General features: G+C 63.6%; 22 protein-coding genes. 13 read left to right on the forward strand and 9 right to left on the reverse strand.

The annotated features are described in order from the left end of the window. The first annotated feature begins 166 nt into the window (after positions 1-166). The 8 genes from QZY07_RS19265 to QZY07_RS19300 all read left to right on the forward strand — a co-directional run bounded on the left by QZY07_RS19265 (position 167) and on the right by QZY07_RS19300 (position 7,672). Positions 167-553 (forward strand): RidA family protein, encoded by a 387-nt coding sequence (locus tag QZY07_RS19265; RefSeq protein ID WP_295406156.1) that lies wholly within the window; start codon positions 167-169, stop codon positions 551-553. Between the two features lie 105 nt (positions 554-658). Continuing rightward, positions 659-1,747 (forward strand): lytic murein transglycosylase B, encoded by a 1,089-nt coding sequence (gene mltB, locus QZY07_RS19270; protein ID WP_295406159.1) that lies wholly within the window; start codon positions 659-661, stop codon positions 1,745-1,747. Positions 1,748-1,995: 248 nt separating this feature from the next. Then, complete coding sequence (gene recG, locus QZY07_RS19275; protein WP_295406161.1) at positions 1,996-4,107, forward strand: ATP-dependent DNA helicase RecG; 2,112 nt, start codon at positions 1,996-1,998, stop codon at positions 4,105-4,107. Positions 4,108-4,233: 126 nt separating this feature from the next. Further along, entirely contained in the window at positions 4,234-4,443 is a 210-nt protein-coding gene (locus QZY07_RS19280) for a hypothetical protein (protein ID WP_295406164.1), read from the forward strand. Further along, complete coding sequence (locus QZY07_RS19285) at positions 4,436-5,119, forward strand: nucleotidyl transferase AbiEii/AbiGii toxin family protein (protein WP_295406166.1); 684 nt, start codon at positions 4,436-4,438, stop codon at positions 5,117-5,119. Before QZY07_RS19280 ends, QZY07_RS19285 begins: the two co-directional genes overlap by 8 nt. A gap of 175 nt (positions 5,120-5,294) precedes the next feature. Continuing rightward, entirely contained in the window at positions 5,295-6,194 is a 900-nt protein-coding gene (gene ubiA, locus QZY07_RS19290; protein WP_295406168.1) for a 4-hydroxybenzoate octaprenyltransferase, read from the forward strand. A gap of 249 nt (positions 6,195-6,443) precedes the next feature. Continuing rightward, a complete protein-coding gene (locus QZY07_RS19295) occupies positions 6,444-7,064 on the forward strand; it encodes a thiol:disulfide interchange protein DsbA/DsbL (RefSeq protein ID WP_295406170.1) in 621 nt (206 codons plus the stop codon). 47 nt (positions 7,065-7,111) lie between these two features. After that, on the forward strand, positions 7,112-7,672 hold the full coding sequence (locus tag QZY07_RS19300; RefSeq protein ID WP_295406172.1) for a Uma2 family endonuclease: 561 nt from the start codon (positions 7,112-7,114) through the stop codon (positions 7,670-7,672). Positions 7,673-7,739: 67 nt separating this feature from the next. Here QZY07_RS19300 and QZY07_RS19305 read toward each other — a convergent pair whose 3' ends face one another. The 4 genes from QZY07_RS19305 to QZY07_RS19320 are packed head-to-tail and all read right to left on the reverse strand — an operon-like array spanning position 7,740 to position 11,345. Further along, positions 7,740-8,237, reverse strand: coding sequence for a hypothetical protein (locus tag QZY07_RS19305; RefSeq protein ID WP_295406174.1), 498 nt, complete (start codon positions 8,235-8,237; stop codon positions 7,740-7,742). A gap of 12 nt (positions 8,238-8,249) precedes the next feature. Continuing rightward, positions 8,250-9,539 (reverse strand): hypothetical protein, encoded by a 1,290-nt coding sequence (locus tag QZY07_RS19310; protein WP_295406176.1) that lies wholly within the window; start codon positions 9,537-9,539, stop codon positions 8,250-8,252. Continuing rightward, positions 9,536-9,940: a hypothetical protein gene (locus QZY07_RS19315; protein ID WP_295406178.1), complete on the reverse strand. Its 405-nt coding sequence runs from the start codon at positions 9,938-9,940 to the stop codon at positions 9,536-9,538. The genes QZY07_RS19310 and QZY07_RS19315 overlap by 4 nt, the downstream gene beginning before the upstream one ends. A gap of 10 nt (positions 9,941-9,950) precedes the next feature. Continuing rightward, positions 9,951-11,345, reverse strand: coding sequence for a hypothetical protein (locus QZY07_RS19320; RefSeq protein WP_295406180.1), 1,395 nt, complete (start codon positions 11,343-11,345; stop codon positions 9,951-9,953). A 73-nt stretch (positions 11,346-11,418) separates the two neighbouring features. Here QZY07_RS19320 and QZY07_RS19325 point away from each other — a divergent pair, with 73 nt between their 5' ends. Next, positions 11,419-11,673 carry a type II toxin-antitoxin system HicA family toxin gene (locus tag QZY07_RS19325; RefSeq protein ID WP_295406182.1) on the forward strand — a complete coding sequence of 85 codons (255 nt, stop codon included), beginning with the start codon at positions 11,419-11,421 and terminating at the stop codon, positions 11,671-11,673. After that, positions 11,670-12,002, forward strand: a complete 333-nt coding sequence (locus QZY07_RS19330; protein ID WP_295406184.1) for a type II toxin-antitoxin system HicB family antitoxin — start codon at positions 11,670-11,672, stop codon at positions 12,000-12,002. The genes QZY07_RS19325 and QZY07_RS19330 overlap by 4 nt, the downstream gene beginning before the upstream one ends. Positions 12,003-12,089: 87 nt before the next feature. On the opposite strand, the gene QZY07_RS19335 is transcribed toward QZY07_RS19330, so the two are convergent. Both QZY07_RS19335 and QZY07_RS19340 read right to left on the reverse strand, forming a co-directional pair. Continuing rightward, positions 12,090-13,187, reverse strand: coding sequence for a two-component system response regulator (locus QZY07_RS19335; protein ID WP_295406186.1), 1,098 nt, complete (start codon positions 13,185-13,187; stop codon positions 12,090-12,092). Between the two features lie 142 nt (positions 13,188-13,329). Further along, complete coding sequence (locus tag QZY07_RS19340; RefSeq protein ID WP_295406188.1) at positions 13,330-16,551, reverse strand: response regulator; 3,222 nt, start codon at positions 16,549-16,551, stop codon at positions 13,330-13,332. A gap of 171 nt (positions 16,552-16,722) precedes the next feature. On the opposite strand from QZY07_RS19340, the gene QZY07_RS19345 reads away from it, so the two are divergent. Then, positions 16,723-17,649: a transporter substrate-binding domain-containing protein gene (locus tag QZY07_RS19345; protein ID WP_295406190.1), complete on the forward strand. Its 927-nt coding sequence runs from the start codon at positions 16,723-16,725 to the stop codon at positions 17,647-17,649. Between the two features lie 4 nt (positions 17,650-17,653). Next, positions 17,654-20,140 (forward strand): transporter substrate-binding domain-containing protein, encoded by a 2,487-nt coding sequence (locus QZY07_RS19350; protein ID WP_295406192.1) that lies wholly within the window; start codon positions 17,654-17,656, stop codon positions 20,138-20,140. 10 nt (positions 20,141-20,150) lie between these two features. Here the strand turns inward: QZY07_RS19350 and QZY07_RS19355 are convergent, their stop codons facing one another. After that, positions 20,151-22,190: a sensor histidine kinase gene (locus QZY07_RS19355; protein ID WP_295406194.1), complete on the reverse strand. Its 2,040-nt coding sequence runs from the start codon at positions 22,188-22,190 to the stop codon at positions 20,151-20,153. An 89-nt stretch (positions 22,191-22,279) separates the two neighbouring features. Between QZY07_RS19355 and QZY07_RS19360 the strand changes: the two genes are divergently transcribed. Further along, complete coding sequence (locus QZY07_RS19360; RefSeq protein WP_295406196.1) at positions 22,280-23,026, forward strand: response regulator transcription factor; 747 nt, start codon at positions 22,280-22,282, stop codon at positions 23,024-23,026. Positions 23,027-23,370: 344 nt separating this feature from the next. Here QZY07_RS19360 and QZY07_RS19365 read toward each other — a convergent pair whose 3' ends face one another. Next, positions 23,371-23,679 (reverse strand): STAS domain-containing protein, encoded by a 309-nt coding sequence (locus QZY07_RS19365; protein ID WP_295406198.1) that lies wholly within the window; start codon positions 23,677-23,679, stop codon positions 23,371-23,373. Continuing rightward, positions 23,676-25,304, reverse strand: a complete 1,629-nt coding sequence (locus tag QZY07_RS19370) for a tetratricopeptide repeat-containing response regulator (RefSeq protein WP_295406201.1) — start codon at positions 25,302-25,304, stop codon at positions 23,676-23,678. Before QZY07_RS19370 ends, QZY07_RS19365 begins: the two co-directional genes overlap by 4 nt. Between the last annotated feature and the right edge of the window lies 1 nt (position 25,305).

Consider the following 25,305-nt stretch of genomic DNA (forward strand, 5'->3'; position numbering starts at 1 on the left):
AACTGCCAACTGCCAACTGCCAACTGCCAACTGCCAACTGCCAACTGCCAACTGCCAACTGCCAACTGCCAACTGCCAACTGCCAACTGCCAACTGCCAACTGCCAACCGCCAACCGCCAACCGCCAACTGCCAACCGCCAACTTTTACCCACAGGAACGAAGCCAATGACCCGACACATCATCCATACCGATCAGGCGCCACGAGCCATCGGAACCTATTCTCAGGCGGTGCGGGTCGGGGAGACGGTCTATCTGTCCGGTCAGATTCCCTTGGTGCCGGAGACCATGGAGCTGGTCGAGGGTGACATGGAGGCCCAGATCCGACGGGTCTTCGACAATCTGCGCGCGGTGGCCCGTGCCGCGAATGGGCGTCTGGCGGATGTCGTGAAGCTCAATGTTTTTCTGACCGATCTCGGCCATTTCCCGTTGGTCAATCAGGTGATGGCCGAGTATTTCGAGGAACCCTATCCCGCCCGCGCGGCGATCGGGGTCGCGGCTCTGCCCAAGGGGGCGGAGGTCGAGATGGACGCCGTGATGGTGCTGGACGATTGAACGATGCCGATGGATAAAATTCCAGTAAAAGAGCGGGTTGATTGGCGATCCTCGAAATCTGCTTTACTATGGATGTCTAACCCATCAATTTTCCGAAGATATCCCATGCGTCTCCCGTTTCTCGCATTCGCCGTCCTCGCCTTGATCCTCCTCGCGGGCTGTGGCTCGACAGCGCCAAGGGATCCCGCTCCCACGGGCGATGGTTCGCCGAGGCTGCAACGCGCCGCGGCCGTGAGCGGCGATTTCGCGAGTGCCGCCGGCGTGGATCGCTTTATCCGACGGATGGAGTCACAGGGCTTCAATCCGGCCGAGACGGCCAGGATCATCTCCGGCGCGCAACGTCAGCAGTCGATCATCGATCTGATGAACCATCAGGCGCCGAGCAAAAGCACGGGGCCGAACGGGGCCTGGAGCCGCTACCGCGCGAAGTTCCTGACCGAGGACACGATCGCCAACGGTGCCGCGTTCTGGCGGCGTCATGAAGCGGCGCTTGCCCGGGACGAGTCCCGTTATGGCGTACCGCCCGAATACGTGGTCGCGATCATCGGCGTCGAAACCCGTTTCGGGGGCTTCGTCGGCAAGACCCGCATCATCGACGCGCTCGCCACGCTCGCCTTCGCCTATCCCCGTCGCGCCGACTATTTTGCCGGCGAGCTGGAGTCCTTTCTGATCATGGCCCGCGACGAGGGGATCAGTCCCTTCCAGCCGCGCGGCTCCTTTGCCGGGGCGATGGGATTGGGTCAGTTCATGCCATCGAGTTTCCACCAATACGCGGTGGATTTCACCGACGATGGCCATCGCGATCTCTGGAATCCCGCGGATGCCATCGGCAGTGTCGCCAATTATTTCAAGGGGCACGGCTGGCGCGCGGGCGAGCCGGTCGCGGTGCGGGCACGGGTCGAATCCGGGGCGAATGCCGGTCTGATGAAGACCGGTTTCGATACCCGCTATGGCGTGAAGGAATTAACCGGTCGCGGCATTGTGCCGACCGGATCGCTGGGCGGGGCCAGCCAGGTAAGCCTGCTTCAACTGGATGCCAAGGGCGGTTACGAATACTGGCTGGGGCTGCCGAATTTTTATGTCATCACCCGGTACAACCACAGCACCTATTACGCCATGGCCGTGCATCAGTTGGCCAAGGCGATCCGGGCGCGCAGGGTCGGAGCAGGCGGGGTGCGGTTGTCGGCGAACTGAATGCTAAGGGGCAAGGGGCAACAAGGGGCAAGGGTAAGGATTAAAGTGGTTTCAAGTAAATTTCTTACTCATCGAGAGGTGGCGAATGGACAGGATTAACACGATTTCGCAGGGATGAACAAGATAGAAACCATTGTTTTTAATCCTGTCAATCTTGAAAAATCCTGTGAATCCTGTCCATTTGAAGCGGGGGTCGCTCGACACCAGAGACGACAGTCCGAACGCAGTGTAGACCAGGCACGATCCACTTGACACACATCGCCCCAGAGCATTCGTCCGGGCTCCAGTCGCTGGAGCGGATTCCGGTCACGCATCTGAAACGGGTCGGTCCGCGGATCGCCGAGCGGCTGGCCCGTCTCGGCATCCGCACCGTGCAGGATCTGCTGTTTCATCTGCCGATGCGCTATCAGGATCGCACCCGGCTGCTGCCCATCGGCGAACTGACCGTCGGGGAAGACGCCTTGATCGAGGGCGAGGTCAGCGAGGCGAACATCGCCTTCGGGCGTCGGCGGTCGTTCAAGGTCTGGCTCACCGATGGCGCCTTTGCCGGCATTCTGTTGCGCTTCTTCCATTTCTCGCCGCAACAGGTGGCGGCGTTCAAGCCGGGCACGCGGGTACGTTGTTATGGCGAGGTGCGGCAGGGCCATGACTCGCTGGAGATGGTGCATCCCGAGTGCCGCTTTCAGAACGAAGTCGCGACGGCGACGGAAGCACGTCTGACCCCCATCTATCCTTCTACCGAGGGGCTGCAACAGTCGGCCTGGCGCGGACTGATCGAACAGGCGCTGGACTGGCTGGAGCACCTGCCGCCGGTCGAGTATCTGCCCGAGGAGACGCTGGGTCCGCTGGCGCTGCCCGGTCTGGTCGAGGCGCTGCGCTATCTGCATCATCCCCCGCTCGAAACCAGTCTGGTCGACCTCCTGGAGCGGCGGCATCCGGCCTTTCTGCGTCTGGCTTTTGAAGAGCTGGTGGCGCATCAGGTCAGTCTGCGGCGGATGCGCGCGTCGCAGGGCACGATTGCCGCGCCGGTGCTCGCCGGCGATGGCGGGCTGCGCCAGCGCTTGCGCGCGGCCTTGCCCTTCCGGCTCACCGAGGCGCAGGAGCGGGTAGCGACCGAGATTGCGGCGGATCTGCTTCAGGATCGCCCCATGCAGCGGTTGCTCCAGGGCGACGTGGGCGCGGGCAAGACCGTGGTCGCGGCGCTCGCGGCCCTGCAAGCGATCGAGGCGGGTCGTCAGGCCGCGCTGATGGCGCCGACCGAACTGCTGTCCGAACAGCATCATCGCAGTCTGACCGCCTGGCTGAAGCCGCTGGGCGTCGAATCGCTCTGGCTCGCCGGTCGGCACAAGGGGCGCGAGCGGGCGGACTTGCTGGAGTCCATCGCCGCCGGGCGGGCGCGGCTGGTGGTCGGCACGCACGCGCTGTTTCAGGATGAGGTCATCTTCCGGGATCTGGGTCTGGTGATCATCGACGAGCAGCATCGTTTCGGCGTCCACCAGCGCATGAAACTGCGCGAGAAGGGCGGCCAGAACGGCGGCGCGCCGCATCAGCTCATCATGACCGCGACCCCGATCCCGCGTTCGCTGGCGATGACGCTCTATGCCGATCTGGATCTGTCGGTCATCGACAGCCTGCCGCCGGGTCGCACGCCCATCGTCACGGTCGCGGTTCCGGACAGCCGTCGCGACGAAGTCATCGGGCGGGTGCGGATGGCCTGCGGCCAGGGGCGCCAGACCTATTGGGTTTGCACCCTGATCGACGAATCCGAGGCGCTGGAATGTCAGGCGGCCGAGGAGACGGCGCGTCAGTTGGGCGAGCGTCTGCCGGGGGTGCGGGTCGGGCTGGTGCACGGTCGGCTCAAGTCGGCGGACCGCGATGCGGTGATGGCTGGATTTGCCGGCGGCGAGCTGGATCTGCTGGTCGCGACCACGGTGATCGAAGTCGGCGTGGATGTCGCCAACGCCAGTCTCATGATCATCGAGAACCCGGAGCGACTGGGGTTGTCGCAACTCCATCAGTTGCGCGGACGGGTCGGACGCGGGGCGGTCGAGAGTCACTGTCTGCTGCTCTACCATGCGCCGCTGTCGGCGGTGGCACGCGAGCGTCTCGGCATCATCCGCGCGACGACCAGCGGTTTCGAGATCGCCGAGCGGGATCTGGCGCTGCGCGGCGCGGGCGAGGTGTTGGGCACGCGCCAGACCGGGACGGTGCAGTTCCGGGTCGCCGATCCGGTGCGCGATCAGGCCTTGGTGGCGCCGGCGCAGCGGGCGGCCGATCTCCTCCTGGCGCGGTATCCGGACGCGGTCGCGCCGCTGGTCGCGCGCTGGATGGGCGATCGCGAGGCGTATGGGCAGGTTTGATGCAGTTGTCAGTTGTCAGTTGTCAGTTGTCAGTTGTCAGTTGTCAGTTGTCAGTTGGCAGTTGGCAGTTGGCAGTTGGCAGGCATTGTGACGTCTTGGACATTTCCTGATCGCTCGTGGCATCGCATGAACGCACCCCTCGTTGAGATTGCACGCTATCCAAATCTGCGCCTGCTGGCTTGGCAGACGCGGCGAACGCATCTTCCGGAGGATGAAGCCTTCTCGCTGTACGAGCGGGAGTGGCGGCATGTCGATGTCGCGCATTTGAGCGCGGAGGAGCGCGCCTTCATTGATTATCTGGCGGCGCGTTATGGAAAAGGCATCCTGAATGTTTAGACGGGCGCATCACCGCCGGATTGTCGGGCTGCTCTCCTCGATGAATGCGGCGTTTCTGGCGGAGACCCAATGCTGTTTTGGCGGCGGAACCTGTGCCGCGCTCTTGCTCGGCGAATATCGCGAGTCCGTCGACATGGGCTTTCTCTGTTCTCACGCGCCCGGTGATCGCGATCTCAGAAATACGGTGACAAACCTGTCGTTGGGCGAGCTGTTTCTGACACCGCCGACCCTCCTGCGCGAAGTGCGCGCCGACCGCTATGGGATTCGCACGATCCTCGCGGTGGAAGACGTGCCGATCAAATTCGAGATCGTGCTCGAAGGCCGGGTTTCGCTTCAATGCGAGTCTGTGGCTTTACTCCCGGTTCCGATCTTGGATCGCGCCAGTCAGATGGTCGAAAAATTACTGGCCAACTCCGATCGCTCTGCCGATCGCAGCGTTTGCGCCCGCGACTTGATCGATCTGACGATGATGATCGAACACTGGGGCGAACCTGGCGCGGAGGTTTGGGAGCGGGCGGAAGGCGCTTACGGCCCGGCGGTTCGTGCGGATCTGGAGAAGGCCCGCAAGGTCTTTCAAGAGGATCCCGGTTTTCTCGATGCCTGCCTCGCCAGGCTCGATGTCAGTCGGGATGCTCAGGCATTGATTCGCCGGCGATTCGCCGGGGTAGGGGAGTAACGCGCGTCCGGCATGCTCCGCGTCGCCGGGGCGTCCGCTTGGTCCAGTGGCGGGCCGACATCCGGAGAATTGCTGACCGCTCTGGCGACGTTCTTCCGCACCCTTTGCCTGTGTCATAATTCGGTGGCGCTTTGTCGATACCGAATCCTCTGAAGACCATCAAAAGACCCATGATATGAGCTTTCCCGAAGTCAAAATCGGTCAATTCCGTCCGCTTGCCTGGCGCGAACGTCTCTACCGCTATCTGGTGCTGGTGCGTCTGCATCGTCCCATCGGCATCTTTCTGCTGATGTGGCCCGCGCTCTGGGCGCTCTGGCTGGCGGGCGACGGTCATCCGCCCTGGTTCGTGGTGTTGATCTTTGTCCTGGGGGTGGTGTTGATGCGCTCGGCGGGTTGCGCGATCAATGACTTTGCCGACCGCAAGGTCGATGGGCAGGTGAGGCGCACCAAGCAGCGGCCCCTGGCGACTGGCGAGGTCTCGCCCGCCGAGGCGGTCGTGGTGTTCCTGCTCCTGAGTCTGCTGGCCTTCGGTCTGGTGCTTCAGTTGAACTGGCAGACCGTGGCGCTGTCGGTGATCGCCTTGCTGCTGACGTTCATCTATCCCTTCATGAAACGGGTCACGCATATCCCGCAGTTATTTCTTGGGGCGGCCTTCGGCTGGGCGATTCCGATGGCGTTCATGGCGGTCACTGGTCAGATTCCCGGTTACGCCTGGATTTTATTCGTCGCGACCCTGATCTGGGCACTGATCTACGATACGCAGTATGCGATGGTCGATCGCGAGGACGATCTGAACATCGGCATCAAGTCGACGGCTATCCTCTTCGGTCGCTGGGACCGGCTGGCGATCGGTCTGTTGCAGATCCTGTTGCTCGGTCTGCTGCTCTGGATCGGTGCGACGGCGGGTCGGGGGATGTTTTATCTCGGAGGGCTTGGCGTCGCCGCCGCGCTGGCGGTCTATCAGCAGGTCTTGATCCGCGAGCGCGCGCCGGCGGCCTGTTTTCGCGCCTTTCTGAACAACAATTATGTTGGCATGGCGATCTTCATCGGTCTGGTGCTGGACTATCTTGCTTGAGGGCTTCATCTGCTTGCAGATGAGTCAAGTTTGTCGTTGTCGTAATCGACTATCCGACAACGACAACGATCGCTGTTCAGCTTGCTAAAGCGACGATCATGACTCGTCGGTCCGAGGCGAAGCCTCGCTAGGCCTTGGGTTGAGGATTCCGGCCACGATCATCGTTCCGACCATCGCCATCGTTTATGCGTTTGGATTGTTTTCAGGAAATCACCTTAACCCACCACAATCTTACTCGGGAGCGCAGCGATGGTCGGCCAATCAATCATTCGGATCCTGTTCGGTCTCCTGCTGACCGCGCAGGCGAGCGCCTTCGACGAAGGCTTTGACTATACCCGTCTCCCGCAGGCGCGGCCGACGCAAACCGGCGACAAGGTGGAGGTGCTGGAGGTCTTCATGTATGGCTGCCCCCACTGCCGCAATTTCGAACCGGCCCTGACCGAATGGTTGAAAACCCTGCCCGAGGGCGCCGAATTCCGCCGCGTGCCCGCGACCGGCGGGCGCTGGACTGCGCAAGCCCGCGCCCATTACGCGGCCCGTTCGATGGGCAAGCTCGACGTCTTCCATCCCGCGCTGTTCGATGCCATCCACGCGCATAAGCGGCTGATCCAGACCGAAGACGAACTGGTCGCCTTCGCGGCGGAACTCGGCATGGATGCCAACGAATTCCGGGCCGCTTACAACGCTCCCGAGGTGCAAAATCAGGTCAGTCAGGACGAGGCGATGGTCAAGAACGATGGCGTCGACAATGTCCCCACGCTGATCGTCAATGGCAAATACCGTGTCAGTCTCACGCAGGCCGGGGGGCATGCGCGTCTTTTTGAGGTGCTCGACGCGCTCCTGGCCCGGGAGCTAGGCGCGGGGTCGTGACCCGCTAGGCGATGCTGTTGTCGTCGCCGGACCCAAGGAGAACACCCATGCCGCAACTCGCCCGCGATCAACGGCTCTCGGTCGAGGATTACCTCGCCGCCGAGGACGGCCCCGACATCCGCCATGAATATATCGATGGCGAACTCTACGCCATGACCGGCGCGAGCCGTCGGCATGGCCTCATCACGCTCAATCTCGTCGCCTATCTGCGTCCACTGCTGCGCGGCACGCCCTGTCAACTCTTCGCGAACGACATGAAGGTCCGGCTGCGGATCGCCGAGCAGGACATCTTCTACTATCCCGATCTGCTCCTGAGCTGCGACCCGGACGATCGCGAGACGTATTATTGCATTCGGCCCTGTCTGCTGGTCGAGGTGCTGTCGGAGTCCACCGTGCGCATCGACCGGCGCGAGAAATTCCTGGCCTATCAGACCCTCCCCAGTCTGCGGGAGTATCTGCTGATCGATCAGAGCGCGCGCGCGGTCGAGGTCTATCGACGTGAACAGGGATGGCGGCGGGAGATCGTCACCGAGGGTGCGATCCCGCTCGACTGTCTCGCTGTCGAACTCTCCCTGGACACGATCTACGAGGACGTCGCCACGGTTTGATCGCTGTCCGGATCGACGGCCGTGTTCGCTCTTCGCGTTTTGCGCGGTTTAACTGTTCTTGCCAGGTTTACGCCTGCGGATGCGGAAAACGCTCGACCACCCACTGCGGCAGTTTCGCCTGATTGGCGTGATAGAGCGCGTCGGATTCGATCATGACCAGCACCAGGATGCTCGCCATCACCGGCAGAATGCCGATGCCCGCGACCAGCGCCCAGACTGCTTCCTTCATCATCCCGCCATAGGTATACCCGGCCCAGCCCAGCGCGACCGCCAGCAGCAGGAGGCCGAGCATGAGCATGAAGAGACGGCTGCGGCGCGCGCAGACCTGCCAGTGACACATCACATACCAGGAATCGTGCTGGCGGGCGCGGCGGGCGCGCCACAGCGTGAAGCCGAGGATGCCGAACGAGATCGCCGGGATCAGCGCCATGACCCAGGGATAGCTCCCGGCGAGGCCGCCGAGACCCACGGTCAGCAGAATGTGATTGCCGATCAGGTTGGTCAGAAAGAGTTCGTGGGGCACGTTGGCCCGTTTGATCTCGTCGTGCGTGACGTCAAAGCGCATGGGTGGGACTTCTCAGAAGGTGACATTGTAGGAAAGCGAAAAGACGTTGACCTGCCGCCCGCCGCTGTCTTCGTCCGCGGGGGGATCGACGAAGCTGGAGACGCTGCCGGTTTGCGTGTGCAGCCATTCGGCCTTGAGTTTACTGGTGGGCGAAAGCCGGTAGGCGGTGCCGATGGCGAGCGAATACTGGTCGAAGGCGCCGTTGAGATCGGCCCCCGTGCGCTGGGAGGCATTGATCGCCGCCGCCCCTGGGATAACGTCCGGCACCCGGTTGTTGTTCACGGCCGTGTAGAGACCCAATGCATCCGCCTGGGTGCGAATGCCCGCCCAATAGACATAGGGCGTCCAGCGCCCGACGCGCTTGAGCAGGGCCAGATAGCCGGCGCTGGTATCCGGCCCCATGGTGGAGTTGGTGATCCGGCGTCGGCCATATTCGCCGACGAGCCGAAAATCATGAGGCAGGGCGATCTCGGCGCCCAGCGTCAAGACATCGATGCGCAGCCGGTCCACGGTCGGGACGGGAGGTCCGGGCATCGCGCCGTCGAGCTTGTAGTAACCGATGCCGGGCGCGATGGGCACGAAGGGAGAGGTGACCGGAAGCGGCCCATAATCCGATTCGAGGTCGCTGTGGTGCAGGCCGGCGCGCAAGACGTTCTCGCCATCGCGCAGCGATAGCACGAGTCCGGCCAGATCCATGTCCACGCCGATGTAAAGCGGCCCGTCGGGCAAGTCCGGCGGTATGTCCTCGCGCAAAAAATAGCGCCAGTCGCTATGCGCGCGTCCCACATAGCCTTCCAGGGTCCATTCGCGCTCGCCGTCGAGCCAGGTTCTGGCGACCGACAGACCCTTCACATCGGTCGTGGGAATCAGCGAGTAAAGCTCGGTCGGCAGGCGCGCGAAGTCGAAGGTGGTGCCCACGTCGCTGTTGGCCGAATAGAACATCAGCGGCAGGCGTAATTTCCCGGCGCGCAGCAGCAGGTCATTATCCGGTCGCCAGGAGAGAAAGGCCCAGCTCAGGGTCGGCTCCCAGCCGGTGTCGCTGTGCGTCGAGGGCGCGGCCTTGGCCTGGAGGGTCAGGCTCCAGGCGTCGGCGAGTTGGGCGTCCAACTGGAGGCCGAGCAGCGAATCGCGATTCAGGGTGCCGTGGTCGTCGATGTAACGCTGATAGACGAAATCCTGATCGGAGATCGCGGCCCCCAGGGTGGCGAAGCCGGAGATCTGGATCTCGGCGCGCAGCATGCACGGCAGGGCGAAGATCAGCGCGGCCAACCAGGCGCGCCGGCGTTGAGGAATACGGTTCATGGCGCTTTCCGCAGGAGAACCCGGACATCGGGCGTCAGTTCGGTTTCGTCGATATAGCCGATCGCCCCGGCGGTCTTGGCGATGAAGCGGCTCACCTCCTCGGGACTGCTCAATTCACGCGGCGGGGTGCCCTTGCCCACGTAGCGCCGCACGGTCCAGTAGCCGGTATATTTGTCCTCGTCCTGTCCCAGATAATCGCGCAGGAAACGCGCGCGCAACTCGCTGCCAGGCGACAGATTGACTGGCGTGACACGCACGCCGTCCACCTCGACGACCTTGCCGGTATAGATGCGTTGCAGTGTGGTCGAATCGAGCGGCGGCAGGCCGGGGTGGCCGATGATGGTAGTGTCTGCCAGGACCGGAAAGGCGGAGCAGAGCAGGATGACCAGTGGGATTCGCATGTCGCTCCCCTCAAAACGTGAAATTGTAGGAGAGCGAAAACACATTGATCTGGCGTCCCCCGCTGTCTTCACCAGCGGGGGAATCGACAAAGCTGGACAGGACTCCGGTACGGGTGTGCATCCATTCGGCCTTGAGTTTGCTGGTGGGCGACAGGCTGTAGGAGGTGCCGATGGCCCAGGACTGCTGGTCGAAGGGACCGAGCATGTCCGCTCCCGCGCGTTGCGTGGCATTGATGGCGGCGGCGCCGGGGATAACGTCCGGCACTCGGTTGCGGTTGAGCGCGTCTCCGAAATTCAGTGCCGGCGGACGCGATCGGATGCCCGCCCAATAGACATAGGGGGTCCAGCATCCAATCCGCTTGAGCAGCGACAGATAGGCGGCGTGGGTGTTGGGACCGGTGATCGCGGCATTGTCGACGCGCCGCTGTCCATACTCGCCAATCAGTTGGATATCCCAGGGTAGCGCCATCTCCATGCCCAGCGTCAGGACATAGATGACGTATTTGTCGACGAACGACACGCCCGGTCCGGGCATGGCGTCCGCGACCTGGTAGTAACCGATGTCGGTTCCGGGCACCAGGGTAACGAAGGGGAATTTGCGCGGGACCGGGCCTTGATCGGCCTCGGCATCGGTGCGGTGCAGACCGATCCGCCAGAGATTTTCCCGCTCGCGTCGCGACAGCGTCAGGCCGCCCATGACGAAATCGTAGCCGAGGAAGGAGACGCCCGCCGGGAAAAGGGGTTCCATGTTGTCGCGCAGATAATAGCGCCAGTAGGTCTGCGTCGTGCCCAGATACCCCTCCAGAGTCCATTCGCGCGAGTCGTCGAGCCAGGTTCTGGCGAATGACAATCCGTTGACATCCGTGGTGGGCAAGAGCGAATAAACCTCGGTCGGCAGGCGGGCGAACTCGAAGGTGACACCCACGTCGCTGTTGGCCGAATACAGCATCAGCGGCAGGCGCAGCCGACCGGCGCGCAGCAGCAGATCGTTGTCCGGCCGCCAGGAGAGAAAGGCCCAGCTCAGGGTCGGTTCCCAGGCGTTTTCGTCATGCGTCGATGGCGCGGCCTTGGCCTGGAGCGTCAGGCCCCAGGCGTCGGCGAGTTGGGCGTCCAACTGGAGACCGATCAGGGAATCGCGATTCAGCGTGCCGCCGTCGTCGATGAAACGCTGGTAGATAAAATCCTGGTCGGAGACGGCCGCCCCCAGCGTCCCGAAGCCAGAAATCCGCACCTCGGCGCGGGCCGCGAACGGGACGATCAGGGTCAGCGCAATCAGGCTGGCGAGCCAGTGGGACGCGCGTGGGTGGGAGTCTCGATTCGCGCGCGCGCTTGCGAGGGATGGGGCGCATCCGGTTGCGCTGGAGACTGCGGGCTCGTCATTTCTGCTGATGGCAAGGATCTTCATAACTTGGCCGACCAGTGCGCGGCTGTCAACGCCGATACTGGCGCATAGTATCACTATTCGATACTATCAGCCCATGAACAGCACGCACCGCAAGACCCTTGAGGCGATCTTCGCGAGCCCGGTCAACGGCAATCTGCCGTGGCGCAAGATCGAGGCGCTGTTGTTGGCGCTCGGCGCGGAGAAAGACGAAGGTTCCGGCTCCGCCGTGACCTTTTTTCTCCATGGTCAACGCGCCGACTTCCATCGTCCGCACCCGCGGAAAGAAGCGCTGAAATACCGTGTGAAGGCGGTTCGCGAATTGCTCGACAACGCCGGACTCAAACCATGAACACCATGACCTATCGCGGCTATGCCGCACGCATCGAATACGACGCCGACGATCGCATTTTTATCGGGCGACTGGCGGGCATCAAGGATATTGCCGTGTTCCATGGGAGCACGGTCAATGAACTGGAAACGGCCTTTCGCGAAACCGTCGATCATTACCTGGAGGTCAGCGCGCGCACGGGACGCCCCGCGCAAAAGCCGTACTCGGGTCGGCTGCTCCTGCGTATCGAACCGGAAACCCATGCGGCGATCGCGGTCGCCGCCGAGTTATCCGGGGTGAGTCTCAACCAGTGGGCGGCCAGCGCGCTGAAGGATGCCGTGCGGCAGTGAGCATTTGTTGCCGGCGCCTCGGCCGGCAACCCATCACGTCCTCGCGGCAGTTCGCAGCCGAAGATGCTTGTCGATAAATTCATCGGGTTATCGATCCGCCAGCGTCTCGGCGATCTTCGCGAACTCCGTCGCCAGGGCCGTGAAGGTATCCACCACATCCGGGTCGAAATGGCGGCCCCGACCCTCTTCGATGAGGTTCAGGGCGGCGGTATGCGTGAAGGGGCGTTTGTAGGGTCGGGACGAACGCAGCGCGTCATACACATCGGCGACCGCCATGAGGCGCGCGGCCAGCGGGATCGCCGCGCCGCTCAGTCCGTCCGGATAGCCGCTGCCGTCCCAGCGTTCATGATGATGGCGGGTGATCTGGGAGGCGTAGAATAACTGCGGGTTATCGTGTCCCATCGACTGACGCGCCTGTTCCAGGATCTCGAAGCCGCGCAGCGAGTGCGTCTTCATGATCTCGAATTCCTCGCTGTTCAGTTGCGCGGGTTTGAGCAGGATATGATCGGGGATGGCGATCTTGCCGATGTCGTGCAGCGGCGCCGCCTGGGCCATCTGATCCACCGTCGCGGGGGTCAACTCCTCGGGATACAACCCCTGGCGCATCATCCAGTCGCCGAGCAGGCGAACGTATTCCTGGGTGCGGCGGATATGGTTGCCGGTTTCCTCGTCGCGGAACTCGGCCATGGACACCATGACATGGATGGCGGAGGACTGGAGTTGCAGCACCTGGTTGACCTGCCGCGCCACCTCTTGCTGGAGCCAGGCGCTCTGGTCTTCCATGAAATCCTGCCAGCGTTTGATCTGGAGATGGGTCTTGATCCGCGCCAGCACGATGGGTGGCGTGACCGGTTTGTGGATGTAATCCACCGCGCCGACCTCGAAGCCGCGCCGTTCGTCCTCCACGTCCATGGCGGCGGTGACGAAGATCACCGGGATGCGCGCGGTGTCCGGGTTGGCCTTGAGTTGCCGACAGACCTCGAAACCGTTCATGCCCGGCATCATCACATCGCACAGCACCAGATCGGGCGGCGCGGCGGTGGCCAGATCGAGCGCTCGCTGACCGCGGTTGGCCAGTTTCACCCGGTAGTCGTCCTTCAGGATCTGACCAAGCAGGCTCAGGTTGGCCGGGGTATCGTCCACCACCAGGATGGTGGGTCGCTCCAGTTCTAAGGGCGCCATCATCGAATCCATGTCCTTGAGTGAAGTCATGGCGATGGTAGTGCATGCCGACGGCTTCCGAAAACAGGATTCTCAAGGGATTGGAGCGAGTCGGTTGCGGTCGATCAGTTTTCGTTTGCGAAACAGGAGGTTGAACCGCGCAGCGTTAAGGCTTGGAATGCTCCCTTGGGCTGGTCCCGAGCAGCGCCAGCGCGGTGTCGAAATCGAACCTGTCCAGGGCGCGCTGGATCTGTCGCCGGGCGGTGTCGGACAGGATGCCGACAAACTCGTCGGCGTGTCGCTGCCACAGCTCGGTGACTTCCGCATCGCCGTCGGCCAGCAACTGACGCAGACGCTCCAGGCGGCGCGCCGTCTCCTCAGGGTTGACCGCCGCCCTCGGTGCCGGCGTGATTGGCGCGGGAGACGCGGGTAAATCGTTCAGATGATCGAGGATGGGGCTCAGTGTCTCCTCGAGCGGTTGCAGCAGATCGCCGGTACCCGCATCCCGCGACCGTGCCGCCCGCTCCAGCGCGGCGGCGGCATCCCGCGGGGCGTCCATGCCAAGGGTGCCCGCCAGGCCCTTGAGGGTATGCGCATAGCGCACGGCCGACTCCCAGTCTTCCTGCTCCAGGTGATCCCGTAGCGTCGCGCGCGCCGTCCGGAACTGATCGCGAAAGGCGATCAGCAGCTTGCGATAGAAGTCTGGATTGCCGCCGCTGCGCGCCAGACCGCGGCGCGCATCCACGCCAGGAATGACGGGCAGCGCGTCCGGCGACACGGGTGTCGGCGGTGGCTCCGGAACGGCCGCGCCCAGCGGACGATACCGGGCCAGGATGGCAAAGAGTTCGGCGGGCTCGAAGGGTTTGGCCAGATACCCCTGCATGCCCAGCTTCAATCCGCGCTGGCGCTCCTCCACCAGGGCGTGGGCCGTCATGGCGATAATGGGCAGGTCGGCATAGCGCGGGTCGGCGCGCAGTCGGGCGGTCGCCTGATAGCCGTCGAGCACCGGCATCTGCAAGTCCATCAGCACCACGGCATAGTAGTCCGGCGCGCGCGCGGCCAGCCGGGCCAGCGCCTCGGCGCCATTCTCGGCCACGTCCACCTCGACGGCGCGCGCGCGCATCAATTCGACGGCGATCTGCTGGTTGAGCGGATTGTCCTCCACCAGCAGCACGCGCAATCCTTGCAGCGAGGTGGGCGCGGGAACGGCTGGTACGCGCGCGTTCGCGGTCTGGCCGTGGGCGTTGCGGCTCAAATAGTCCCGCAACGCCCGTGGCATCACGGGTTTGGTGATGAAATCGCAGACCCCGAACGGCTGCGCCTGCGCGCGGATGTCGCCTGGGTCATAGGCGGAGACGATGAGGATGTGCGGCGGCGCGGGAATCTCCCGCTCCTGGAGCGCGCGCAGGACGGCGGCGCCATCCAGGTCCGGCATGACCCAGTCCAGGATCAGCAGATCATAGGGATCGTCCGCCGACCAGGCGGCGTCCAGACGCGCGATCGCCTCGGCGCCGGTGGCGCAGTCGTCCAGTCGGGCGATCTTCAGGTGATTCAGAAGACGGCACAGGGTCGCTCGCGCCTCTGGATAATCGTCGACCACCAGCACGCGCATCTGGATCGTCGTCTCGCCCGACGCCGCGGTCTCGGACGGCGCGGAGACGCGCGCGCAGCAGATCGTGAACTGGAAGGTCGAGCCTTTCCCTGGTTGGCTGGTGACCTCAAGCTGTCCGCCCATCATCTCCACCAGCCGCTTGGAGATGGCGAGACCGAGTCCGGTGCCGCCGTATTGACGGGTGGTGGAGCTATCCGCCTGGGTAAATTCCTCGAACAGCCGCCCGATCTGCTCCGGCGTCATGCCGATGCCGCTATCCTCGACGGCAAGCCGCAGGATGACGTCGCGCGGCGTTTCATGCACCGACTCCAGGATCAGGCGCACATGTCCGGCCGGGGTGAACTTGACCGCGTTCGCGAGCAGGTTGGCCAGCACCTGACGCAGACGCAGCGCATCGCCGAGCAATTCGCCGCCCTGACGGATCGACCAGAGTCCGCGCGCATCGAACAGCAGCTCGATCTCCTTCTCCTGGGCGCGTTGCTGGACCAGCAGCAGGGCCTCGCCGATGACCTGTTCGAGTTGAAACGGGGCGGGATCGAGTTCGAGCCGACCCGCTTCCACCTTGGAAAAATCGAGGATGTCGTTGAGGATGCCGAGCAGCGATTGCGCCGCCACCTGGGTCTTGGCGAGATAGTCGCGCTGCTGCGCGGTAAGCGGGGTGCCGAGCGCCAGATAGAGCATCCCGAGGATGGCGTTCATCGGCGTGCGGATCTCGTGACTCATGTTGGCGAGAAAGCGGCTCTTGGCCTCGGTCGCCGACTCGGCCCGCCGGCGCGCGGTTTCCAGTTCCCGTTGGACCGCCTCGCGTTGATGGATGTCGGCCGCGATGGCGCGGGCCATGTCGTCGAGCGTGCCGCCGAGGACGGCCAATTCCTCTACCCCGTCCACGGTTCCAACGCGGGCATCGTAGTGTCCTTCCGCCAGGCGCCCGGCGATGGCGCGCAGTTGTTGCAAGGGTCGCAGGACGTGACGGGTGAGGAGGCGGATTTCCACCGCGATCAGCGCGGTCATGACCAGGAAGCCCAGGATGGAGGCCAGAATCCAGTCCTGCAGACGGGCACGGGCGCGCAGAAATTCGTCGTTGGTGCGTTGATCGACCCGCTTCAGCAAGGTCTCGATCGCTTCCGAGAGACGCAGTCGTCGCTGATTGTAGTCGCGGCTGGCGATGACTTGCCGGGCATAGGCCGGGTTGGGCTGGCCGTCGGAGACGAAGTCGCGAAGCTCGGGATCGTAGAGTCCCTGGGTCGCGGCGAAGGCGATCTGCTCGATCTCCTTGAGCGCCTCGGTCGCCGCGAAGGCGTGCTCCAGGGCGTCCAGCTCGGCCGCGCTGAAGCCAACCGAGCGCATCCGTTCACGCATGGATTGGCGGCGGCCAGTCGTCGGCAAGATGTGTTCGGCCTCGCCGGCGATGACCTTCTCCCAATAAATGTGCGAGTTGGTGTCCGTGGGCGCCGGTTTCTCCCCTTCGCGAATCCCCAGGATGTCGTAATAGGCGAGCAGGAAGCGCGTTTCCCCCGTGTTTGCATAGAGACCGACGAGACGCGCCAGCAACTCCGATTCCAGACGCAGCTCGCGCACCAGAAGCAGCGCCCGCTGACGGTGTTCCTGCGCCTCGCCGAGCAGGACGTGCGCGTTCCAGACAAAGAGGGTAAAGGCGCCGTTGATCCCCAGCATCAGCAGGAGCGTGGCGGAAAAGATGACCGAGAGTCGGCTGAGTTTCATATCGACAGCCAGCTTGCCGTGGCTCGGGTAGCGGATGAGGCAGGATGGCCTCAACCAGAACGATCGTGGGGAATTCTACAATAGATTCAAATCCTGGAGAGCCAATTCGATGTTGGCGCGTTCCCGAAAACGACGGGGTCGTCCGCTGTCCCTGGACAGGGTTGCTGATTGATCGTTCCATCAAGAAACCGGCGCAACCGGTCTCGATTGGCGAGGAATAGACAGATGCAATGTTCACTGATGTCGGCCCGGCGACCCCTGGGGCTTCTCGTCGCGCTGGCACTGATCGGCGGCTGGCTCGCGTCGGCCAGCCTGTACGGGGCCGAGGCGGACGTGACGGAGCGGCCGGAGTCCGCCTCCGGCATCGTGCTGACGCCCGAGGAACGCGCCTGGCTCGACGCGCATCCCGACATCGTCCTGGGCATGTCGGATCGTTTCCAGCCGGCGCTGATCCGGGCGGACGACGGGCGCTTGTCCGGCATCGTTCCGGACTATCTGGAGCTGATCAATCGGCGTTTGGGGACCAACATCCGACTGGCGGTGAGCAGTTCCTGGGAAGACCTGGGCCAACAGGCCGAACGGCGCGAGATCGACGGGCTTGCCGCGGGCGGGCGCAAGACGGCGCGGGATCGCTTCGTCAATCACACGCTTCCCTACCTCGTCACCTACTACTATCTGTATATCCGCGCCGACGAGACGCTGGCGACGACCCGACTCGACGAACTCGCCGGCAAGCGGATCGGCTATCTCAAGGGGGCGCTGCACCCGCGCTCCATCCTCGATCGCTATCCCGGCGTGATCCCCGTGCCCTTGGCGAATCAGGAGGACATGGCCGCCGCGCTGACGAATCGCCGGGTCGATCTGGTTTTCGACATCCTGTTCCTGGAGTGGTGGCGCAAACAGCACGCCCAGGTGTCGTTCAAGATCGGCGGTCTGGTGGAGGGGCATTCCAATCCGCTGACCTTCGCCATCCGCAACGACTGGCCGCTGCTGCCGGGAATCCTGAATCAGGCGTTGCGGGATATCCCCGAGAGCGAACACGCCCGGATCAAGAACCGCTGGCTGGACGAGGTGGTCCAGGAGCCGGGCTCCCGCCTGACGTTGACCACTGTCGAGCGCGACTGGCTGGCCGAGCATCCGGTCATCCGTTAATGCCGTGGACCCGGACTGGGCACCGGTCGAATTTCTCGATCCGGAGGGGCGGGCGAGCGGGATCGGCCCCGAGTATCTGGCCCGGATCGAGCCGCTGCTGGGCGTGCGTTTCGCGTCCGTGCCGACCGCCAACTGGGCGGAGGCGCTGCGCTGGCTCGACCAGGGCGAAGTCGATCTGCTGCCGTCCGCGTCCCAGACTCCTGAGCGTCGGAAGCGCTTTCATTTCTCCGCGCCCCATCTTGCCTTCCCGATCGCCATCTTCGCGCCCGTCGAGGCGCCCTTTCTGGGAAATCTGGAGGCGCTGGCCGGCAAACAAGTGGGCGTGGTGGACCAGCACGCCGTCCAGGAATGGTTGCGACAGGACTATCCCGAGATCCGCCGGGTGCCGTTCGCCAATACCGAAGCGGCATTGCGCGAGGTGGCCGAACGGCGGGTCGATGCCTTCGTCGACAACCTCGTCACGACCAGTCAGGCGATTGGCCGGACCGGACTCGTGCAGGTCCGCGTGGCCGGCATGACCTCCTATGAATTCGCCCTGTCCATGGCGGTGCGGCAGGACTGGCCGATACTGGCCGGGATTCTGGAGAAGGCCATCGCGGCCATTCCCGAGCGCGACCGTAAAAGCATCTACAGCCGCTGGGTGCAGGTGCAGCCGCCGGCGACGGTCGATTACCGTCTGCTCTGGAACGTGCTGGCGGGTTTCGCGCTCGTGCTGCTCGTCATCCTGCTCTGGAACTGGAGCCTGAGGCGGGAGATGGCAAAACGCCAGCGGGCCGAGCGGATTCTGGCGGAGAGCGAGCGTCGCTATCGGGAGATGGTCGAATCCGCCTCGGCCAACTTCAATTTCTATTCGCTCACGCCGGAAGGCGCCTTTCTCTATATCAGTCCGAGTTTGCGGGACTGGTTCGGCATCGACCCGGCGCGGATTATGGGCATGCCCTGGGACGCCATCGCCCACTGGTCCGCCGACACCCGACGGCGCGGGTTGTCCGCCTTGCGTCAATGTCAGGCGGGCGAGATCCCGGCGCCGGTGACTCTGGAACTCACCGTGCGCGGCGCGCGGTTGCAATTGATTAGCCATGCGCGGCCAGTGAGGGACGATCAGGGGCGTGTCGTCAGGATCGAGGGGATCACGATCAATATGACCGAGCGTTTGAAGCTGGAGGAAGACCTGCGACGCGCCATCGCGACCGCCGAACAGGCCAACCGGACCAAGAGCGAGTTTCTGGCCAACATGAGTCATGAGATCCGCACCCCGATGAACGGGATCATGGGCATGCTCCAGCTCTGTCTGGAGACCGTCCTCAGCGAGCAACAGCGCACCTTTTTGGAAAAAGCGCAGGGGGCGTCGCGATCCCTGCTGGATCTGCTCAACGACATCCTGGATCTCTCCAAGGTGGAGGCCGGCCAGTTGACGCTGGAGTCCACCGGCTTTGCCCTGAAGGAGGTGATCGCGCATCTCGACACAGCGGTTGGGCACAGTGCGCGCGACAAGGGGTTGGCGTTCCGCGTCGAGATCGCGCCCGAGGTGCCGGCATGGCTGGTGGGCGATCCGCTACGTCTGGGCCAGGTTCTGGTCAATCTGAGCGGCAACGCGGTCAAGTTCACCCCGCGGGGCGAGGTGCGGATTTCCATTCGGGTGCTGGATGGCAGGCGCGACAGGATTCATCTGGCGTTTGAGGTGAGGGATACCGGCATCGGTATCGCCGAGGCGCGGATCGGCGAGTTGTTCCAGCCCTTTCAACAGGCGGACAGCTCGATCACGCGCCGCTATGGGGGAACGGGTCTGGGGCTGTCCATCAGCAGGCAACTGGTGGAACGGATGGAGGGCCGCATCCGGGTGGAGAGTCTTCCTGGCGAGGGCAGCAACTTCCGCTTCGATGCCTGGTTTGGCACGGAACCGATGGCGGCCGCCGCTCTCGCCAAGGGGCATGGCCTGGCCCAAGCGGAGCGCCCGCGACAACCGATCCTCGATCTCACCGGGAAGCGCCTTCTGGTGGTGGAGGATAACCTCCTCAATCAAGAGGTGGTCAAGACGTTCCTGGAACAGGCGGGAGCCGGGGTGGAGGTTGCAAACCATGGCGCCGCGGCCGTCGACTTGATTGAACGGCGGGGCGCTGGGGCGTTCGATGCGGTGCTGATGGACATCCAGATGCCGGAGATGGACGGCTATACGGCGACCCGTCGTCTGCGCGAACTGCCGGGGGGCGCGTCAGTGCCCATTATTGGCTTGACCGCCCATGTGCGGCGCGAGGAGATCGCACTGATCCATGCCGCCGGGATGAATGACCATGTCGGTAAGCCGTTCGACCCCGCGATGCTCTTGAGCGTGATCGCTCGCCATCTGCATCTGCCCCTGAACCAGACGGAGGCGGAGACGAGTGCGCCGCGAGACGCGGCGCCCGACGCGCCGCTTCCGGCCAGACCGGGAATCGCTGTCGCGGGAGCGCTCGCGCGGGTCGACGATCAGGTCTCGATCTTGCGAGAGTGACGGCTGCCGATCATCCGGCGCTCGACTCAAGCCACTGATCGCCTTGTCGATCGGGCAGGCGCACGCTGAAGATTGCCCCACGCCCACGGGCGTGTTTGCGATTGGCGCGCGGCGAGTCCGGAGGTACCGGAGACCAGTCAAGGTCGCCGCCGAGCGTCTGCAGAATGGCACGGCACAGGGATAGGGCATTGCCGGTCCCAACCTCGCCGTGCGAGCCGATGCCGCGCTGGGTGCCATCGAGACGAAACAGCTCGGGCACGACCGATGCCGACACGCCGGGACCGTTATCGGCGACCTCGAAACCGGGCTGGCCATTGGCGCGTTCGCGGATCTCGATCTGGTCGCCCGCCCCGCAGAACTTGACCGCATTATTGAGCAGGTTGTCGAGTAGCGTATCCAGCAGGGTCGGATCCGCCCAGCAGTCGAGGTCGCTGGGGATGCGGTTGACGAGTTGGATGTCTTTCTGACGTGCCCGGTCGCGGTAAGCGTCGCAGTGGCTCTCGACGACCTGTCGCAGATTCAGCTCGCTCTCGCCACCCGCGACCAACCCGGCGGGTAATCGGCGTTGCGATTCCAGCCGCTCCAGCAAATGCCCTAACTGTTGTTGCAGCGTCACAATCCCCGGAGACGCATGCGGCGCGATGGCGAGAAAGGCCAGGCTCGTCAGATGGCCGCGCAGATCATGCGCGATCAGGCTGACCATCCGATCGCGATGTTGGTTCACGTGCGCCAACTGCCGCGTGCGTTCCTCGACCTGATGTTCCAGACGATCCAGATACATCCGCCGTAGATCCTTCACCCGCTGGCGCGCCGTGTCGCGCTCGCGGCGGGCGAGAAAAATCCGGTCGGCCAAGGCCAGATTCAGTAACACCATATCCAGGAAGAAACCGACCGGATACGCCAGCGTCAGGACGAGGGGCGGAAGACCCACGACGCCCAAGGAGAACAAGAGGATCGGCAAGCTCCCGAGGACGCCCAGCAGATACGCCGGGGCGAACAGACGGGTCGGGGAATAGTGTCGCCAGCGCTTGAAGATGCTCAGGATCACGACGGCATCGACGAGCAGCCCGCTGACATTGATCAGCGGGCTGAACCATGGCGAATTCGGTGCGATGAGGCTCAGGCAGAGGAGCAGCGCACAGCCCCACTCCAGGACGCGATACAGGGGCAGGACGCGCGGCCAGTGACTGGCCAGATCGAGGAACTGGCGGGTGGCGCGCAAGACGAACCACATCATGAGGCTGACGGCGCCGAAGAGCAGGGTCGCGGCCACCCGTGTCGAGGGCATGTCGAACAGGAGCGTCCAGTTTCCCCAAAAGATCAGCGTGTGCGCGAGGACGCTGGCAACCACCCCCGCCGCCTCGCGGTACACCGGGTCGCGCAGGATTCGCCAGAAAAACAGGTGCGAGATCAGCGCCAGCAGCATCGTGCCCAGCCAGATCCCGCGAAACCAGCCTTCGCCGTGGAGTGCGCTCACGAAGGCCCGGTCGCCATAGGCCATCAGTGGCAGACGCAGCGAAAAATCGGTCGAGACACCGACATAGAGAAGCTGTTCGCCGCGCGCGGGCGTTTCCAGACGAAACACCGGGCGTCCGACCGGAATGCGGCGTGCGGCGCGCGGCGTGGTCAGGGCGATGCGCTCGGGCGGCGACGCGGCGGGTGGCTCCGCTCGGTAGAGCACGGCCTCGGCCAGCAGCGCCTCGCCCAGATCCAGATACCAGACCACGGTCCGGTCGCTCGGGTTACGCACGCGCAGACGCAGCCAGACGCGGTCACGGGTTGGGCCAAACGCGAGGAAACCGCCACGGGTCCAATCGACGAAGGCCGGCGTTTCCGCGGCGGGGGCATCTGGCGTCCAGCGGTGCGTGGGGTCGCGAAAGAACTGCACAGAGTCGCCGAGCGCGACGTGAGCGAGTCCGTCGACCTCCAGGATCCGCGCGGCGTGTCCCGGCGTTGCCCATCCCAAGAAGAAGACGGCCGCCAGGAAAACCCAGTAGACGCCGACGGTACGCCGTGGGGCCAAACGCCAGCCCTGACGTGGTGCGTTCATGACGGGAGGCGAGGCGGATTCGGCTCGATCGCGCGGAATATCAGATACTATTTCGTTCACTTGCAGAGCAAACATGACAGATCCTAGCGATGATGGAGCATCTCCGTCCACGGGTTTTGCTGGTCGACGATGACCTGACCTTCCGCAATCTGGTCGAAACCTATCTGATCGACAACGGCTATCGTGTTCTTCTCGCGGGCTCGGCGCTTGAGATGCTCAGGCAAACCGACGCCTGCGAGCTGATTCTGCTCGATCTGACGTTGCCGGATGAAGACGGTATCGTGCTGTTACGACGCTTTCGCCGTCAATGGAAGGTGCCAGTGATCGTCGTCAGCGGGCGCGATGCCGATGAGAACCGACTCGTCGCCCTGGAATTGGGTGCCGACGACTTTCTGACCAAGCCATTCAGCCCCCGTGAAATGCTGTTACGCATCGAGCATTGCCTGAAGCGAATCCTGCCCCAGGATCAGCCGGTCGAATGGGCGTTCGGCGGTTGGTTACTGAATGTGCCGCAGCGCCAACTGCACAATCCCGCCGGCGTCCTCGTCAAGTTAACGCGCGGCGAATTCGAGGTGCTGCATGCCCTGCTGGCGGCCAAGGGTTCCGTGGTGTCACGGCGTCGTCTGACGGATCTTTTGCCGACCCGTGCCGATCCGCACCCGAACACCCTAACGGTGCTGCTGTCGCGGCTGCGCCGCAAGCTGGACGCGGGTGAAACCGAGGATTCCATCCTGGAGACCGTGCCGGGGATCGGCTACCGTCTGCGCATCCGCGCGCGCGAATCGCTGATCGCTTCCGAGAGCTGGCCGGTCGAGGACATCAGCAGGCGCGACTGATCCTGGCCATGGTCGCAAGCGATGAGACGGCCGCGGTCTTCAGGTCGCCGGTGCCGCGAACCGGAGACCACTGCGGGAGACGGTGAGCGACCGTGTGCATGGTCCATCATTGATCACGATCCGCCATCTGACAGGTGGCCAGGTATCCCAGCTCCCGCAATACCTTGATCAGCGGGTATTCGTTCCTGAGCTTACCGCGAACACGGCAGGCATAAGTCAGTTGTTCATGGGTCACGATTCCGCGTTCCCGCAGGATGGCGGCAATCTGTTCGCTGACATCATCCTGGGGCGGCGGTGCCCTTGACGCAGACGGATCTTGGGTCGACCGATGGTTCATGGCTGCTTTAGGGCTTAAAAGTGAACAATTTATCGAAATTCGCGATCTTGAGAATCTTGCCCACGTTCTCTCCGTAACCGCTGATGGTGACCGGCGCGACTCCAGTTCCCGCGTGCTCGCGCAGGATCAGCAACATCCCCAGGGCCGAGCTGTCCAGATAAGAGGTATTGGACAGATCGACGAAGTAGGTCATGGTCTTGGAATCGATGTTCCGGAAGGCATTCAGGAATTCCTGATGTACTGAATAATCGAAGCGTCCACCGATCGCGATGGTCACCTGGGAGGTCTGTTCATCGATCCGATACGTCACGCTCATCTTGTTTTGGGAACCTGAATGGCCAACTGACGCAGGCGCGATTGCAGGTCCGCTAACCGCCAGTCGTTGGGGTTGGCTTTCTGGACCCGCGCGACATAGCCGCGAACCGCCTGGATGCCCTCGGACGAGGGACCGCGATTCTCCATCTGGATGATCCATGCCTTGGCGGCGTTGAGATTGATCGTCTTGTTGCCCGGCATCTCCTCGGCCGCCTCGCGCAGAAGTTTGACGGCCGCATCGAAGTCGCCCTGTTTGATCAGACCGACGCCCGCATTGTTGGCCCTGACGATGTCTCGTTGAATCTGGCGGATGGCCGTGTCCGCCGCCTCCGCGAGCCCGGTGTCGTGACAGACCCGCACCACCTCGGCCAGAAACGCATGGTCATCGTGGTTGTTGCCGATCGCTTGCTGTAGCAGGGCGGTGGCCTTTTGCGTTTCGCCCAACCGCCAACAGGTCGCCATCATCTCCAGCGACAGTCTGGGGGGCAGACCGCTGCCGAGTTCGACGATCGATTGTTCGGCGGCCTGGAGCGCCGCTGCCGCGCCGCTCGTGTCGCCCTGATCCTGTTTGACGATGGCCATGGCGCTTGCCTGATAGATGGCCGCCTCGCGGTGGTCGACGAAGGTTTTTCCGATGTCCCCAATGATCTTCAATGCTTCGTTATGTTTCTGGTTGACGCTTTTCGATTTCGCCAGCCCGGCATGCAGTGACGGATGATTCAGCACCGAGTGCCTCGCGAGCGCGACGGCCCGTTCGAACACGGCCTCCGCGGCCTTGCCGTCGCCCTGTTTCAAGATCAGCTCGCCGAGTCGCTGCTGACGTTCGATATTGCGTGGCGACAAGGCAACGGCCTTCTTCAGGGTCTGCTCCGCACCGTCGTAGTCCTGTTCGGCCACCTGTGTCTTGGCCAGCCAATCGTAGGCAAGGAGGAAATGGGGCTCGCTGTCGAGCAGCCGCGCGAAGATGTCGCCTGCCTGTCCATACTGTTTGTTCTGAAACAGAATTTTGCCCTTGCCCAGGAGCGCCCAGTTCAGCGCGCGGTTCGCGAGCAGCGCGTCATAGATCGCCATCGCCTCGTCGAGGCGATTGGCCGTGAGGCAGACATCCGCTTTGAGGCGCAGCAAATCGGTGGGATTCCCCGGTTTGGCGGCGAGCAACCGGTTCAGTCCCGCGATCGCCGCGCCATGGTCTCCGGACCGCAGCGCCCGATCGACGCCACCCAGACCGGATTTGCGCTCGAACAGGGTGGCCAGCCGGGTCTTGAGCAGATCCATGGTGAACGGTTTCGTCAGATAAGCGTCGGGCGTGTATTCCACCGCGCCCATCACCATGTCGCGGGTCTTCTCCGCCGTCACCATGATAAAAATGGCCGCGACCCCGATCAGCGCGCGGTGTCGCGCTTCTTCCAGCACCTGCTGGCCGTTCCTGCCCGGACCCAGATTGTAATCGCACAGCACCACGTCATAGCGCTTGCCTTCCATCCGCGCGATTGCCGCGGCACCGGTACTGGCCTGGTCCAGTTGAGTCGCCCCCAGCGTGCGCAGCAGGGTACGTAGGAACTCGCGAATCGATGCCATGTCATCGACGATGAGATAGGTTTGACGGGTAAAATCGGTTTGCGCCATG

Source organism: uncultured Thiocystis sp. (assembly GCF_903866365.1).
GTDB lineage: Bacteria > Pseudomonadota > Gammaproteobacteria > Chromatiales > Chromatiaceae > Chromatium.